Genomic DNA, 16,395 nt, shown 5'->3' on the forward strand with positions numbered 1-16,395 from the left:
CCCGGCAAGGAAGGCTCGCTAAGCCGCGCGCCGCGCGCACGCTGCATGAGAGTTTGAGTAAGTGTTGGTAAGGAAAGCTTCAACCGCCGCGCAGCCTTGCCGGACTAGAATTTCGGTATGAATCCACAGGTCCTCATCGTCGACGACGATCCCGTCGTGCGCGATCTGCTTTGTCGCTTCCTGCAATCGAATGGCTACGATGCATCCGTGCTGCATGACGGCACGCATCTGCAACGCCGTCTCGAACGGGAGCGGCCTTCCGTCGTCGTGCTCGACATCATGATGCCGAACACCGACGGCCTGCGCGCGCTCACCGCATTGCGCGCCGCCGGCGACGACATTCCCGTGATCTTCGTGACGGCGCGCGGCACGGTGGCCGATCGCATCATCGGGCTGTCGCTGGGCGCCGACGACTATCTGACGAAGCCATTCGATCCACGCGAGTTGCTCGCGCGTATCCAGACGGTGCTGCGCCGGCGAGGCCCGGCGACGACGAGCGCGCCGGAAGCGCGCAAGCGTTATCGCTTCGGTCCGTTCGAACTCGACTTCGCAACGCGTACCCTGTCGCGCGACGAAACACGCGTCACGCTGCGCGACAGCGAATTCGCGCTGTTGAAGATCTTCGTCAACAATCCGTACAAGGTGCTGTCGCGCGTGCTGATTCACGATCTCGTGCATCGCGACGACCTGCCGTTCCGCGACCGCAGTCTGGATGTGCCTATCTGGCGTCTGCGCCGCGTGATCGAAAACGATCCGTCGAATCCGTGCTACGTGCAGACGGTACGCGGCAAGGGCTACGTGTTCGTCCCGGACGCGGACCCCAATGGCGCGCCCTTCGCCGCCGATCCCGCGTGATGCTCGCGTGACCCGTATCAGGAATCCGCTGAATACGCTGTTCGGCAGGATGGCGTTGCTGTCGTCGGCGGTGCTGTTTGCAATTCAGGCTGGCTGGTTCGTGCTGGTCGTGATGCAGCCGCCGCATCACGAGGTGGACGGCTACGCGCGCGGCATTCTGCTCGCGCTGCAGGCCGCGAACGGCGAACCCGTCAACGGCGCCGACGTCGCGCCGGCGCTGCGCGTGCATCTGGTGCCGACATGGAACATGCCGGCCACCGTCCATCTCGAGCCGCCGACGCGCAGGCCGTTCGTCGAACTCACGCGCCATTTGCGCGCGAGCCTGCCTCCCGGCACCGAGATCGCCGTCGACGACACGCATATGCCGCGTCTATGGGTGCGCTTTCCGCGCAAGTCGATGTGGGTCGTGATACCCGTCGATGTTCCACCACGCCCGCGCTTCGTAATCGAATCCGTGTCGATGCTGCTCGCCGCGCTGCTGCTGTCGCTGCTCGCCGTCTGGCAGATGCAGCGGCCGCTCACGCGCGTCGCGCATGCGGCGCGCGCGTTCGGCGCGGGCAGCCGGCCCGAGCCCGTCTCCGAACAGGGTCCGCGAGAACTGCGCGATCTGATCGGCTCGTTCAACGACATGATGCGGCGCCTGAACGAAGCGGGCGACGATCAGGCCGTGATGCTCGCTGGCGTCGCGCACGATCTGAAAGCGCCGCTCACGCGTCTGAAGCTGCGCGCAAGCGTGCTCGCCGACGAGAACGAACGCGCGGGCCTGATCCGCGACGTCGATTCGCTGACGAATATCGTGCAACAGTTCCTGGAGTTCGCGGGACAGTCGGCGGAATCGGGACCGATGACGGAAGTGGACGGTTTCCTGCGCGAGCAGTTTTCTTCCACGGACGGCAGTGAAGGCGATGAAGCCGACGATGGCGACAACGGCGAAGCACCGCTTTTCAGGCTCGATCTGCAGGCCGGTTCGCGCTTCACGCTGCCGCGCACGCTGCTCGACCGGCTCGTCACCAATCTCGTCGACAACGCGTTCGAACATGGTGCGCCGCCCGTCGAAATCGCGACGTCGCGCGACGAGCTGCAATGGTTCATCGACGTCCGCGATCATGGACCGGGCATTCCCGAAGACCGCATCGCGGCCGCGATGAAGCCGTTCGTGCGGCTCGATGCGGCGCGCGGCGGCGAAGGGCATTGCGGGCTCGGCCTCGCGATCGTCGTGCGTCTTGCGCATCATCGCGGCGGCAAGTGTACGGTGGAGAATCACCCGGAAGGCGGACTCCATGTGCGCGTCGCGCTGCCTGTCGTCGTGCCGGAAGCGTGAGGCGATTCCAGCCCGTGAATAGCGGCTAACGCACGTTGGACACGTTACTCACGTTACGGACCCGCCATTTGCGCTTACCTTGCCTTACGGTTGCGCCATTTCACCGCGTTGCGGACCTATAGTGCAATCCGGCGTCCTCGGCGCCTCCCTGTTCGGTCCGTCCCGCTGCCACCTGGGACGGGCCGTTTTTTCTTTGCGCGACGGAAAAGTCAGAGAAGAAGGCGGTCACGCAACGTATCGACCGTCGATGTCGCGAGGCCAAGCCCGCGCGTGAGATAGCCCGACATCGTGCCGTAGCTGGATTGCACCTGATCGAAGGACGCCTGCAAATAGCTGCTCTGCACGCTCGCAAGCGGCTTTTCCGCATTCGCGGCCAGATCGCCGCTCTGCTGGCGACGTGCCTCGACGCGCGCCGAAATCGAATTCGCCATATACGTGTTCGACAGCAGATAGTCCTGCATGATGATGTCGAACGGCACGTTGGCGATGCTTAGCAAGAGCGCCGCGGCCCAACCCGCGCGATCCTTGCCCGCGCTCGAATGGATCAGCTGTGGGCCCGCCGTGCTGGCGAGTTGCGAAAGCAGCGAGCCGAATGCCGCGCGCTGCACGGCATCCGTCACGTAGAGCCGCTGTGCGCGTTCCATCGACGACACCGCGCTCCCCTCGCTATCCAGCATCGGTGTGATGACGTCCTCGCGTCCTGTGACGTTGATCTTCACGTATGCAGCGTTGGCGGGCAGCGCGTCGGATACGCGCTCGATCTCACCGGGCGTGCGCAGATCGTAGACGGCCGCGATGCCGAGCGCATCGAGCACGGCTGCATCGGCGGCGTTTTGCGTCAGCGCATTCGAGCGGAAGAACGCATTGCGCCGCACGACGCGGCCATCGACGGTCGGATAACCGGCCGCCGTCCCACCCACATCACGAAAGTTTTCAAGCGACGCGAGACGCGGCGTCGGCGCCTGATCCGAGCCCGCGTTGTTGCCGCCGCACGCCGTCAGCAGCGTGCTACTCATGCCGGAGAGCAGCAGCGCACCCGCCGTGCTCTTCAGGAAGCGGCGGCGCGACGCGAGCGGCACTCGCGCGTGCGATGGCGCCAGCACAGTCGGCAAGGCGTAGAGATCGTGCGCAGCGGCGAGCGAAATGTCCGCTTTCGCAGAGGAAGTCATCGTTGTGTCTACAAGGTGCGGCGCGAGTGCCGCGCGCAAATGCGAAAGACGCACGCGGGTCACGTGCAGGTTTGACGAACCGATCGACAGTGTAATTAACCGCATGGGTCGATCACTTACGGCGTCGACGTGCAGTGTAATGGACGAAAACAGCTCGAGGGTTACACAGTAGCAATCAGTAAGGAATCGCAATGTGGGCGCCTCGCCCACCGTTCCTGCCATGTGAGACGCGGGCTGAAATCCGGGCGCGCTTTTTTTGCCGCGCATTGGCCGCAATCGAGGCGGACCGTAGAATACAAGCCACCTGCGGCACGCCGGACGAACATCAGAATCACAACAGCAACCCACGTACACGGGATCACAGGAGAGGGGATGGCGTCATTTCAGTGGTTTACCGAGTTGTCGACGCGCGAAAAGCGCACGCTCTACGCGGGCTTCGGCGGCTATGCCGTCGATGCGTTCGACTTCATGATCTACTCGTTCCTGATTCCGACGCTGATCGCGACGTGGGGCATGTCGAAAAGCGAAGCGGGGATGATCGCGACGAGTTCGCTGATCTCGTCGGCGATAGGCGGCTGGATGGCGGGCGTACTCGCCGACCGCTACGGCCGCATCCGCGTGCTGCAATGGACGATCGCGACCTTCGCGCTGTTCACCTGCCTGTCCGGCTTCACGCACAACTTCTGGCAACTGCTGACGACGCGCACGCTGCAAGGCATCGGCTTCGGCGGCGAATGGTCGGTGGTGACGATCATGATGGCGGAGACCATCCGCTCGCCGCAGCATCGCGCGAAAGCCGTCGGCACCGTGCAGAGCAGCTGGTCGTTCGGCTGGGGCGCGGCGGCGATTCTGTACTGGGCGTTCTTCGCATTGCTGCCCGAAGAATATGCGTGGCGCGCGTGCTTCTGGATCGGCATATTGCCTGCGCTATGGATCATCTATATCCGCCGCAACGTCAGCGATCCCGACATCTACATCGCGACGCGCCGCGCGCGCGACAGTGGCTTCGACACCTCCCACTTCCTGCAGATTTTCTCCGCCGCACACCTGAAAACGACGATCCTCGGCAGCGCGCTGTGCAGCGGAATGCTGGGCGGCTACTACGCAATCACGACCTGGCTGCCCACTTACCTGAAGACCGTGCGCCATCTGTCAGTGTTCAACACGAGCGGCTATCTGGTCGTGCTGATCGTGGGTTCGTTCATCGGGTATATCGTCGGCGCGATTCTTTCGGACCGGATCGGACGGCGCGCGTCGTTCATCCTGTTCGCGATCGGCTCGTTTCTGCTGGGCATGATCTACACGATGCTGCCCATCACCGATGGCGCGATGCTGCTGCTCGGTTTTCCGCTCGGCATCGTCGTGCAGGGAATATTCGCGGGCGTTGGTGCGTATCTATCTGAGTTGTATCCGAATGCGATTCGCGGCTCGGGACAGGGTTTCTGCTATAACCTCGGGCGCGGTGTCGGCTCGTTCTTTCCGATTCTGGTCGGCACGCTGTCGCAGACGATGACGCTCGTGAAGGCGATCGGCATCGTCGCGGGCTCGGGCTATCTGCTCGTCGTCGTGGCGGCGCTGGCGCTGCCCGAAACGAAGGGCAAGTCGCTTGCGGCCGAAAGCGCGGAATCGGCGGAACACGTGTAATACCACCCATGCAAACGATCGTTCTCGGCGGCGGCATCATCGGTGTCGCCACCGCTTTCTACCTGCGCGAGCGCGGCTGCGACGTCACCGTGATCGAGCGCGAATCTGACGTCGCGCTAGCGACGAGCTTCGGCAACGCGGGCGTGATCGCGCCCGGCTACGTGACGCCGTGGGCCGCGCCCGGCATGCCGTTCAAGATCCTGAAGTATCTGTTCAAGCCCGCGTCGCCACTGATCTTCCGGCCGACCTTCGATCTCGCGCAATGGCGCTGGATCGCGCGCTGGCTGCGCGAATGCGATCTCGCGCGCTTTCGCGTCAACAAGCAGCGGATGCAGCGCATCGCGTATTACAGCCGCGAATGCCTGCGCGAGTTTCGCGGGCATCATCCGTTCGAATACGGACGTAGCCAGGGCTATCTGCAACTCTTTCGCACGGCGTTCGACGTCGAACTCGCGCAGCCCGCGCTTGCCGTGCTGCGCGACGCGGGCGTCAAGCATCGCGAAGTGAGCGCGGCCGAATGCGCCGAGATCGAACCGGGACTGCGCTGGGCGCGTCAGGCGCCGTTGAGCGGTCTCTATCTCCCCGACGACGAAGCGGGTGACTGCGCGCGCTTCACGCGCGAATTGCGCGCGATCTGCGAGGCGAACGGCGTGCGCTTTCGCTTCGATACGCGCGTGACGGCGCTCGACGTGCGTGGCCGCGCGGTGCATGGCGTGCATGTCGAGAGCGCGGCGGGCAGCGAGACGCTGGTGGCGAATGCCATCGTCGTGGCGGCGGGCGTCGATAGCGCGGATCTGCTTGCGCCGCTTGGCGTGAAAGTGCCGCTGTATCCCGTGAAGGGCTACTCGGCGACGCTGCAGATCGTCGACGATGAAAAGTCGCCGCGCGCCGCGTTGATGGACGAATCGTTGAAGACGGCGATCACGCGGTTCGGGCCGAATCTGCGCGTCGCGGGTACGGCCGAACTCGGCAACCGGCAGACGACCTTGCGCGAGCAGGCGCTGCAAACGCTGATGAAAGTGCTCGACGACTGGTTCCCGCATGCGACGGCGCCCTCTTCTGCGCAGTTCTGGGTTGGACGCCGTCCGATGACGCCCGATGGCGCGCCGTTGCTTGGGCCGTCCGGCATTGACGGGTTGTGGATCAATCTTGGACATGGCTCGACGGGCTGGGCGATGTCGCTGGGGTCGGGGCGGGTGGTCGCGGATCTGATTACGCAGCGCGAGCCGGAAATCGATCTGGATGGGTTGACGTTGGAGCGGTATCGCGGGTCGTGATCTTGTCTTGCGCGTCACGCGTAGACGACGGGCACGCTTGCCAGTGATCGATATCGCGCGCCGGTGCGAGCCAGCGTGCTCGAATAGAGCGTCAACGAGTCGAAGCGGGCGATCAGTTCGTGTTGCAAGTCGGTTGCAGGGCCGACTGCCGCCGCGTCCTGGCGGTAACGCGCGAGCGTTACATGCGGCCGGAATGTGCGGGCATCGACGGGCAGGCCTAGCGCGATCATCGACGAGCGCACGCGCCAGTCCAGCGCGATGAATTCATCGGACATGGCGAGTGTGGCCACTGTGAGCCGCGGGTGTGAGGCGCGTGGCCAATGTTCGATTTTTGTTATTGGCGTGAGCTTGAGCGGCACTGTCTCGTGCGTTAGTGATTCGATCAGCGGCGCGGCTTTTTCTTGTGGCAGTACGCCGATGAACGTTACCGTCAGGTGCAATTGTTCGTAGGGGACGCGGCGCGCAGTCGTGGGGATGTCGATGGACGATAGCGCGTCGCGGGTCGCCGTGTCCGGGACTAGCGCTATGAAGCAACGCTGGTAGTCATGCTGATCGGTCAGTTCGCTATTCGGGTCTGAGGCGGACCCGGCGCTTTCTTTTTGGTCTGGCTGCGGATCGGTGCGTTGCATCGTAGCTCTCCTGGCGCGTTCCCGCTCATCGACACTTTATGCCTGTTCGATCGTGTCTGCGATGGGTGGTTCGGGTTGGGTTTCGCTTTCGGTGGCATCTGCGATTTGGTTTGCGCTTTCGTGGGCATCCGCGTGATGACTTACCCGTTCATGTGTCGCCGCTCGGTATGTTTGCCCTTGCGTTGGCATCCGCGATTTGCCTTCGTGCTTCAAGCGTCGCCCCTGTGCGGGGCGGCACCTACTTTTCTTTGCCGCCGCAAAGAAAAGTAGGCAAAAGAAAGCGGCTAACACCGCCAGCTCTTGTGTTTGCCTGAGGGCCCCCACAGGGTCCTACGCTTCACACGGCAACACCCTGATTTGATGTTAGCTGCCAACGCTTTGAACGGACGCCTCACCCGCTTCACACACCCGCACAACGACTGGCGGCAGCGAATCGTTTCTGCCGCCCAGGTGGCAAACTGTGTGTAGGTTGTCGCACCGCACAGGTTAGTGCTCTTACCAGAAACACCAGCCATGCTTCCCAGTCCGGAGTGGTACGCGTATGGCGCGAAAGCCTACACACAGTTTGCCACCTGGGCGGCGGTGGACTATCTGGCACGGCGTGCTGCGACGCGGGTGCGTGAAGCAGGTGAGGCGTACAGAGAGAGCGTTGGCAACGCACGCGAACAGGTGCGTTGCCGCATGAAGGACGGGGCCGTGGGGGGCCCTCAGGCAGGAAGAAGAATTGGCGGTGTTAGCCGCTTTCTTTTGCCTACTTTTCTTTGCGGCGGCAAAGAAAAGTAGGTGCCGCCCCGCACAGGGGCGACGCTTGAAGCGAGCTAACAAATCGCGGATGCCAGCGCAAGGTCAACCATACCGAGCAGCGACGCATGAACGGGCAAGTCATCACGCGGATGCCCGCGCAGCAAACCGCAAACACCAAACCGCCCGCGCCGCGAAGGCGTCAAACCAAAAACGCCCTCGCATACGCAAACAACCAGCGTCGCAGACAAACAAAAAACTACCTCGGCAAGTCAGAATGCCCCATCAGATAAGCATCAACTGACCGCGCACACTGCCGCCCTTCGCGAATAGCCCACACCACGAGAGACTGTCCACGCCGCATATCACCCGCGGTGAACACCTTCTCGACCGACGTGTAATAAGCCTTATCACCTTCGGTGGAAGCACGCACATTCCCACGCGCATCCTTATCAACGCCGAAGGCCTCAAGCACAGGCGAAACCGGCTGCGTAAAGCCCATCGCCAGCAACACGAGATCGGCCTTCATTTCGAATTCGGAATCGGGCACTTCGACCATCTTGCCGTCCTTCCATTCGACACGCGCCGCGATCAGCTTCTCGACCTTGCCGTTCTTGCCTTCGAAGCGCTTCGTAGCAACCGCCCAATCGCGCTCGCAACCTTCCTCATGCGACGACGACGTGCGCAGCTTGACTGGCCAGTACGGCCACACGAGCGGCTTGTTTTCCTCTTCCGGCGGCTGCGGCAGCAACTCGAACTGCGTAACACCCTTCGCGCCATGACGGTTCGACGTGCCCACGCAATCCGAACCCGTATCGCCACCGCCGATCACGACAACATGCTTGCCCTTCGCGAGCAACTGATCCGCAACCTTGTCGCCCGCATTGACCTTGTTCTGCTGCGGCAAAAACTCCATCGCGTAATGAATGCCCGCAAGCTCGCGTCCCGGCACAGGCAAATCACGCGGCGTCTCGGAGCCGCCCGTCAGAATCACGGCATCGAACTGATCCTTCAGTTCTTCAGGCGTGATGGTTTCCTTCGCGGTGTTGCCGATGTGCGCCGGAAGCGGGTCCTTGCCGACGAACACATTCGCACGGAACGTCACGCCTTCCGCTTCCATCTGGCGCATGCGGCGGTCGATCAGCCACTTCTCCAGCTTGAAGTCGGGGATGCCGTAACGCAGCAAGCCGCCAACGCGGTCGTTCTTCTCGAACACCGTCACGTCATGACCGACGCGCGCGAGTTGCTGCGCAGCCGCCATACCCGCCGGGCCCGAACCGACGACGGCAATCTTCTTGCCCGTCTTGTGTTTCGGCGGCTGCGGCGCGACCCAGCCTTCCGTCCACGCCTTGTCGATGATCGCGTGCTCGATCGACTTGATGCCGACCGGGTCGTCGTTGATGCCGAGCGTACACGCCGCTTCGCACGGCGCCGGGCAAATGCGGCCCGTGAACTCGGGGAAGTTGTTCGTCGAATGCAAAACTTCGATCGCGTTCTTCCAGTCCTGACGGAACACCAGGTCGTTGAAGTCCGGGATGATGTTGTTCACCGGGCAGCCGTTGTTGCAGAACGGGATGCCGCAGTCCATGCAACGCGCGCCCTGAATCTTGGCTTCGTCGTCGGTCAATGCCGCGACGAATTCCTTGTAGTGCTTCACACGCGTGAGGGGTGCTTCGTACGCCTCGTGGCGGCGCTCGAACTCGAGAAAACCGGTTGCCTTGCCCATGTGGTTCTCTATGTCTATCTAAATCGGTGAGGGGATCGGCGCCCGCCGCTTTGCGCTTTCGCAAGCGGCAGGTGCGCTTCGTTATGTCGTCTGGTTGGGTCGGGAAACGATCAGGCCGCGAGCACTTCCTTGGCAGCCTTCTTCGCGCCCATTTCGCCCAGCGCGCGCTTGTATTCGGTCGGGAATACCTTCACGAACTGACGGCGCGACGCATCCCAGTTTTCGAGCAGCGCCTTTGCACGCGGCGAACCCGTGAACTGGAAGTGACGTTCGATGAGCCCCTTGAGCAGCGCTTCGTCGGTCTGGCCGATGTGCCACAGCGCCTTGTCGACCGTGCGTTCCTGTTCGGCCTGTTGCAGCACCGGCTCGAGCGCGACCATCGACTTGTTGCACTTCGCCGCGAACGAACCGTCCGCGTCGTACACGTAGGCGAGACCGCCCGACATGCCCGCTGCAAAGTTACGGCCCGTCTCGCCGAGCACGACGACCGTGCCGCCCGTCATGTATTCGCAACCGTGGTCGCCCGTGCCTTCGACAACCGCCGTCGCGCCCGAGTTACGCACGCAGAAGCGCTCGCCCGCGACGCCGCGGAAGAACGACTCGCCTTCGATCGCGCCGTACATCACCGTGTTGCCGCAGATGATGTTTTCTTCGGACTTGCCGCGGAAATCGTTCGTGGGGCGGATGATGATGCGGCCGCCCGACAGACCCTTGCCGACGTAGTCGTTGCCGTCGCCGACCAGATCCAGCGTGATGCCCTTCGCGAGGAACGCGCCGAAGCTCTGGCCCGCCGTACCCTTCAACTGGATGTGGATCGCGTCGTCGGGCAGACCGTCGTGGCCGTACTTCTTCGCGATCGTGCCGGACAGCATCGCGCCGACCGTACGGTTCACGTTGCGCACCGGCTGGATGAACGACACGTGCTCGCCCTTCTCGATGGCCGCCTTCGCCTTCTCGATCAGCACGTGATCGAGCGCGCGGTCAAGGCCGTGATCCTGCGAATCGACGTGCATGCGCGCGACGCTCGCGGGGACGCTCGGCTGATAGAACACGCGCGAGAAGTCGAGACCCTTTGCCTTCCAGTGCTCGATGCCCTTCTTCATATCGAGGAATTCGCTGTGGCCGATCAGGTCGTCGAACTTGCGCACGCCCAGTTGCGCCATGATTTCGCGCACTTCTTCAGCGATGAAGAAGAAGAAGTTCACGACGTGTTCCGGCTGGCCCTGGAATTTCGCGCGCAGCACGGGGTCTTGCGTCGCGACGCCGACCGGGCACGTGTTCAGGTGGCACTTGCGCATCATGATGCAGCCTTCGACGACGAGCGGCGCCGTCGCGAAACCGAATTCGTCCGCGCCGAGCAGCGCGCCGATCACGACGTCGCGGCCCGTCTTCATCTGGCCGTCGGCCTGCACGCGGATACGGCCGCGCAACTGGTTCAGCACCAGCGTCTGCTGCGTTTCCGCAAGGCCCAGTTCCCACGGCGTGCCGGCGTGCTTCACCGACGACAGCGGAGATGCGCCCGTGCCGCCATCGTGGCCGGCGATCACGACGTGATCCGCCTTTGCCTTCGCGACACCCGCAGCGACCGTACCGACGCCCACTTCCGACACCAGCTTCACCGAGATGCTCGCCGCCGAATTCGCGTTCTTCAGATCGTGAATCAGCTGCGCCAGGTCTTCGATCGAATAGATGTCATGGTGCGGCGGCGGCGAAATCAGGCCGACGCCCGGCACCGAATAACGCAGCTTGCCGATGTACTCGGACACTTTGTGACCCGGCAACTGTCCGCCTTCGCCCGGCTTCGCGCCTTGCGCCATCTTGATCTGGATCTGGTCCGCGGAAGCAAGATACTCCGCCGTCACGCCGAACCGGCCCGACGCGACCTGCTTGATCTTCGAGCGCAGCGAATCGCCTTCCTTCAGCGGGATGTCGGTTACGACTTCATCGCCGAGGATGGACTTCATCGTGTCGCCATTCTTGATGGGGATGCCGCGCAGCTCGTTGCGATAGCGGTTCTCGTCTTCGCCGCCTTCACCCGTGTTCGACTTGCCGCCGATACGGTTCATCGCCACAGCCAGCGTAGCGTGCGCTTCCGTCGAGATCGAGCCGAGCGACATCGCGCCCGTTGCAAAGCGCTTGACGATGTCCTTCGCCGATTCGACTTCGTCGAGCGGAATCGCCTTCGACGGATCGACCTTGAATTCGAACAGGCCGCGGAACGTCATGTGACGCTTGGTCTGATCGTTGATCAGATGCGCGTATTCCTTGTACGTCTGATACGAGTTGCTGCGCGCCGAGTGTTGCAGCTTGGCGATCGCATCCGGCGTCCACATGTGGTCTTCGCCGCGCACGCGGTACGCGTACTCGCCGCCCGCGTCGAGCATGTTGGCGAGAACCGGGTTGTCGCCGAACGCGTCGCGGTGCAGACGGATCGCTTCTTCCGCCACTTCGAACAGGCCAATGCCGCCGACCTTCGACGCCGTACCCTTGAAGTACTTGCTCACGAGATCTTCAGCGAGACCGACTGCCTCGAAAATCTGCGCGCCCGTGTACGACATGTACGTCGAAATGCCCATCTTCGACATGACCTTGTACAGGCCCTTGCCGACTGCCTTCGTGAAGTTGTAGACGGCCTTTTCTGCCGACAGGTCGCCCTTCATGCCCACTGCCATCTGCGCGAGCGTTTCCATCGCGAGGTACGGGTGAACGGCTTCCGCGCCGAAGCCCGCGAGCAGCGCGAAGTGGTGCGTCTCACGCGCCGAGCCCGTTTCGACGACGAGGCCCGTGCTCGTGCGCAGACCTTGCTGCACGAGGTGCGAGTGGATCGCCGACGTGGCCAGCAGCGCCGGAATCGCAACGTTGTCGCGGTCGGTCTTGCGGTCCGACACGATCAGCATGTTGTAGCCGGACTTCACGGCGTCAACGGCTTCCGCGCACAGCGACGCCAGGCGCGCTTCGATGCCTTCCTTGCCCCATGCGACCGGGTAGCAGATGTTCAGTTCGTACGAGCTGAACTTGCCGCCCGTGTACTGATCGATCGCGCGGATCTTCGCGATGTCCTTGAAGTCGAGCACCGGCTGCGACACTTCGAGACGCATCGGCGGGTTGATGTTGTTCGTGTCGAGCAGGTTCGGCTTCGGCCCGACGAACGACACCAGCGACATCACCATGTTTTCACGGATCGGGTCGATGGGCGGGTTCGTGACCTGCGCGAACAGCTGCTTGAAGTAGTGATACAGCGTCTTGTTCTTGTTGGACATGACGGCCAGCGGCGAGTCGTTGCCCATCGAGCCAACGGCTTCTTCGCCTGCCTGTGCCATCGGCGCCATCAGGAACTTGAGGTCTTCCTGCGTGTAGCCGAACGCCTGCTGGCGGTCCAGCAGCGCAGCCGCTTCGCGGCGCTCCGTGACGACGTCTTCCGCGTTCGGCTCGATTTCGTCGAGCTTGATGCGCACGGCGTCGATCCAGCTCTTGTACGGCTTGGCGTTCGCGAGGTTGTCCTTCAGTTCCTTGTCGTCGATGATGCGGCCATGCTCCATGTCGATCAGGAACATCTTGCCCGGCTGCAGACGCCACTTCTTGACGATCTTCGATTCGGGAATGGGCAGCGTGCCCGCTTCCGACGCCATGATGACGAGGTCGTCGTCCGTGACGATGTAGCGCGCCGGACGCAGACCGTTACGGTCCAGCGTCGCGCCGATCTGGCGGCCGTCGGTGAACGCGATCGCAGCGGGGCCGTCCCACGGCTCCATCATCGCGGCGTGGTATTCATAGAACGCGCGGCGGTTGTCGTCCATCAGCGTGTGCTGTTCCCATGCTTCGGGAATCATCATCATCACCGCGTGGACGAGCGGGTAGCCGGCCATCACGAGCAGTTCGAGACAGTTGTCGAACGATGCCGTGTCCGATTGGCCCGGATAGATCAGCGGCCACAGCTTCGGCAGGTCGTCGCCGAGCACGTGCGAGGCGATCGCGCCCGTACGCGCGTTCAGCCAGTTGACGTTGCCCTTCACCGTGTTGATTTCGCCGTTGTGGGCGATCATGCGGTACGGGTGAGCCAGTTCCCACGCCGGGAACGTGTTGGTCGAGAAGCGCTGGTGTACGAGCGCGAGTGCCGACACGACGCGCTCGTCCTGCAGGTCGCGGTAGTACACGCCGACCTGGCCCGCCAGCAGCAGACCCTTGTAGACGACCGTGCGCGCCGACATCGACGGCACGAAGTATTCCTTGCCGTGCTTCAGCTTGAGCGCCTGGATGCGGTGGCTCGCCGTCTTGCGGATCACGTACAGCTTCCGCTCCAGCGCGTCTGTCACCATGATGTCCTTGCCGCGTCCGATGAAGATCTGGCGGATCAGCGGCTCGCTCGCCTTCACGGTCGGCGAGATCGGCATGGTGTGGTCGGCGGGCACGTCGCGCCAGCCGAGCACGACCTGGCCTTCCGCCTTCACCGTGCGCTCCAGTTCCTGTTCGCAAGCGAGACGCGACGCGTGTTCCTTCGGCAGGAAGATCATGCCGACGCCGTATTCGCCCTCGGGCGGCAGCGTCACGCCCTGCTTGGCCATTTCCTCGCGGTAGAACGCGTCCGGAATCTGGATCAGGATGCCCGCGCCGTCGCCCATCAGCGGATCGGCGCCGACGGCGCCCCGGTGATCGAGGTTTTCGAGGATCTTCAGGCCCTGCTGGATGATTTCGTGGCTTTTCTTGCCCTTGATATGCGCGACGAAGCCGACGCCGCATGCGTCGTGCTCGTTTGCGGGGTCGTAGAGACCTTGCGCGGCGGGAACCGTGGAAAGCGGCTGCTGATGGTCGTTCATGGGGACACCGTCTGTCAGGGGCCGTGGGGCCGTTGAACCATTTTGTTTTTGCCCGCGGTGCGGACTTCGACCGCGCGGGCGGCCGCGGACGCGCGATATTGCAGTTGCACATCGGGACGCCGGAAATCGGAATATACGCGACGAATCAACGGAATAGCAAACAAAATTTGATGGTCGGGCCCCTATTATCAATGTGGTGCATTTTTTCACCTTTAAATTGGTGCCATATCAAAAAGGGGCAAAAGAAAACGGCATGCAGGGATGCCGTTCGCTTTCCACTTTCGCCAGCAAACCTTTGAGCACAAAGGCTTTATTGGGTTTGCGGCGTTTCCCGGACCTTGCGCGGCCGGCCCCTTGGCAAGGGCGACACCCGCCGGTTCGCGGCCCGCGCCGCCCATTCCCGGTACGAGTCGCTACCGAGCACCCAGCCCTTCAACGTGGCCTGCTGAAGCTGGCTGGCTTCGCGTTCGTCGAGCGGCTGCTCGCACAATTCGCGGTACGCGCGCTGCCGTTCGAACGGCGTATTGCCGAGTGACCAGTACAAACGATGATCGGTGATCAAACTGTCTAAGGTCAGGCCGATGTGATGCCGATAACTGGACCATCGGTAGTCTTCCGGTGCGCTCGCCAGCTGGTTGCGCACCGGCGACATTTCGACGACGCGGCTCGCGAGCAGGAAGTACTTCTCGCCTTCGATCACCGTCGCGCGATAGCGGCCTTCCCACAACGTGCCGCGCCGCGAATATCGGCGATTGAAGTGCGCGACGTAACGCCGGCCGACGGCCTGCATCGCCTTGGGCAGGCTCGATTCGTCGGTGGGCGTGACGAGCAGTTGCACCGCGCCAGGCATCAGCGCGTATGCGTGAACGGATAAATGGTGATCGCGCGAAGCCGCCTTCAGGCAATCGATGAACAGTTCGTAATCCTGGTCGTCGACGAATGCGGGCTGCTGGTCGAGTCCGCGCAGGATCACGTGTTGCGGCTGGTCGGGGACATAAAGACGTGCAAGCCGTGCCATGCTGGATTATCCAAAGTCGCGTTGGTACATACCCGAAGGTCCGAAAAACTGCGTCGGCGCGGCCTCACGCGCCAAGCGGGTCTGCCGGAAAACGGCATAAAGCCTAGGCAGAACGCTCTAGCCGGCGCGTATGGTTTGTTTGAAACGTTGTGGTCATAATTGGCGGGCCTTTTTTGGAGGAGCACAAATGAAATTAAAACAGGCCTTGGGGGTCGCGGCACTCGCTTGCATAACAACCACAGCGCACGCGCAATCGGCCGGCAGTTTCTTCGTTACAACAGGGTGGTTCCATCTCGCGCCTCAGTCCAGTAGTGACCCGTTGAGAGAGACAAACGTCAACGGTACGCCCGTCAACATCACCGTGCCCAACACGGGCGCCGAACTCGGCAGCGGCGACACCATCGGTTTCACCGGCGGCTATTTCGTCACCGACCATATCGCCACGGAATTCGTGATCGGCGTGCCACCGCAATTCGACCTGAAGGGCACGGGCTCATTCCAGCAATATGGCAAGCTCGGCTCAGCGAAACAGTGGAGCCCGACGCTGCTGTTCAAGTACTACTTCAACCAGCCGCAAGCGAAGTTTCGTCCGTATCTGGGCTTGGGCGTGAGCCGCGTTTCGTTTACCGACGAGCACATCACGAACGGTGCTTTCGAAGCCAACGTACTTCATGGTCCGACCACAGTCACGACGGATAGTTCGTGGGAGCCTGTGTTTAATGCCGGCTTCACGTACGCGTTCACCGACCACTGGTTCGCGGGCTTCTCGATCTCGTATCTGCCGCTCTCGACGACCGCCAAGCTGAACACCCAGGCGCAGACGCCGATCGGTACCGTCAACGTGCAATCGGAAACGAAGATTCGTCTGAACCCGATCGTCACGTACGTGAACCTCGGTTACCGGTTCTAACACAACAGGGTAGACGAGTTTTTCGGGCTTGAACAACGCCGATGTGCAAAAGCGCGTCGGCGTTGTTCCATGCGTTCACGATACCTGTATGTACACGCCTTCGTCTCCGACGTATCGCGACATCATTCCTGCCATACACGCCACCCGGCCGTTGTAAATTTGACTGAAACGGGCACGCCAGCGGTGCAATTTCTGCCGCATGCGGCATGCATCGCCCCAGTGGGAACGTCTGTGCGAATCATGTCGCCGGGCGGGCATCGAAGTTGCGTCAGAGGAAACTTCCCGCGCTGT

Annotated in this window: 10 protein-coding genes; 5 read left to right on the top strand and 5 right to left on the bottom strand. The window is 62.5% G+C overall.

Annotated elements, in window-relative coordinates; all coding sequences use genetic code 11:
- The first annotated feature begins 117 nt into the window (after window positions 1–117).
- Together BLT65_RS34880 and BLT65_RS34885 are read left to right on the top strand one after the other, a co-directional pair.
- Entirely contained in the window at window positions 118–855 is a 738-nt protein-coding gene (locus BLT65_RS34880; protein ID WP_007739205.1) for a response regulator, read from the top strand.
- Window positions 856–871: 16 nt separating this feature from the next.
- The gene (locus tag BLT65_RS34885; RefSeq protein ID WP_208545855.1) at window positions 872–2,176 is read left to right on the top strand and encodes an ATP-binding protein; all 1,305 of its coding nucleotides are present in this window, start codon (window positions 872–874) and stop codon (window positions 2,174–2,176) included.
- 209 nt (window positions 2,177–2,385) lie between these two features.
- On the opposite strand, the gene BLT65_RS34890 is transcribed toward BLT65_RS34885, so the two are convergent.
- Entirely contained in the window at window positions 2,386–3,345 is a 960-nt protein-coding gene (locus BLT65_RS34890; protein WP_244186850.1) for a tyrosine-protein phosphatase, read from the bottom strand.
- A 372-nt stretch (window positions 3,346–3,717) separates the two neighbouring features.
- Here BLT65_RS34890 and BLT65_RS34895 point away from each other — a divergent pair, with 372 nt between their 5' ends.
- Window positions 3,718–4,989 carry an MFS transporter gene (locus BLT65_RS34895; RefSeq protein WP_091786866.1) on the top strand — a complete coding sequence of 424 codons (1,272 nt, stop codon included), beginning with the start codon at window positions 3,718–3,720 and terminating at the stop codon, window positions 4,987–4,989.
- A gap of 8 nt (window positions 4,990–4,997) precedes the next feature.
- Window positions 4,998–6,266, top strand: coding sequence for a D-amino acid dehydrogenase (locus BLT65_RS34900; protein ID WP_091786868.1), 1,269 nt, complete (start codon window positions 4,998–5,000; stop codon window positions 6,264–6,266).
- A 14-nt stretch (window positions 6,267–6,280) separates the two neighbouring features.
- Here BLT65_RS34900 and thpR read toward each other — a convergent pair whose 3' ends face one another.
- From thpR to BLT65_RS34920, 4 genes are all read right to left on the bottom strand, one after another.
- The gene (thpR, locus tag BLT65_RS34905; protein WP_091786872.1) at window positions 6,281–6,895 is read right to left on the bottom strand and encodes an RNA 2',3'-cyclic phosphodiesterase; all 615 of its coding nucleotides are present in this window, start codon (window positions 6,893–6,895) and stop codon (window positions 6,281–6,283) included.
- Between the two features lie 1,000 nt (window positions 6,896–7,895).
- Complete coding sequence (locus tag BLT65_RS34910; protein ID WP_091786875.1) at window positions 7,896–9,362, bottom strand: glutamate synthase subunit beta; 1,467 nt, start codon at window positions 9,360–9,362, stop codon at window positions 7,896–7,898.
- Between the two features lie 110 nt (window positions 9,363–9,472).
- Window positions 9,473–14,176 (bottom strand): glutamate synthase-related protein, encoded by a 4,704-nt coding sequence (locus BLT65_RS34915; RefSeq protein ID WP_042314547.1) that lies wholly within the window; start codon window positions 14,174–14,176, stop codon window positions 9,473–9,475.
- A gap of 310 nt (window positions 14,177–14,486) precedes the next feature.
- The gene (locus BLT65_RS34920; RefSeq protein WP_007585301.1) at window positions 14,487–15,194 is read right to left on the bottom strand and encodes a transposase; all 708 of its coding nucleotides are present in this window, start codon (window positions 15,192–15,194) and stop codon (window positions 14,487–14,489) included.
- Between the two features lie 187 nt (window positions 15,195–15,381).
- On the opposite strand from BLT65_RS34920, the gene BLT65_RS34925 reads away from it, so the two are divergent.
- Window positions 15,382–16,104 carry an OmpW/AlkL family protein gene (locus tag BLT65_RS34925; RefSeq protein ID WP_042314548.1) on the top strand — a complete coding sequence of 241 codons (723 nt, stop codon included), beginning with the start codon at window positions 15,382–15,384 and terminating at the stop codon, window positions 16,102–16,104.
- Window positions 16,105–16,395 lie beyond the last annotated feature (291 nt).

Source organism: Paraburkholderia steynii, assembly GCF_900100565.1.
In the GTDB taxonomy this organism is placed as follows: Bacteria; Pseudomonadota; Gammaproteobacteria; order Burkholderiales; family Burkholderiaceae; genus Paraburkholderia; species Paraburkholderia terrae.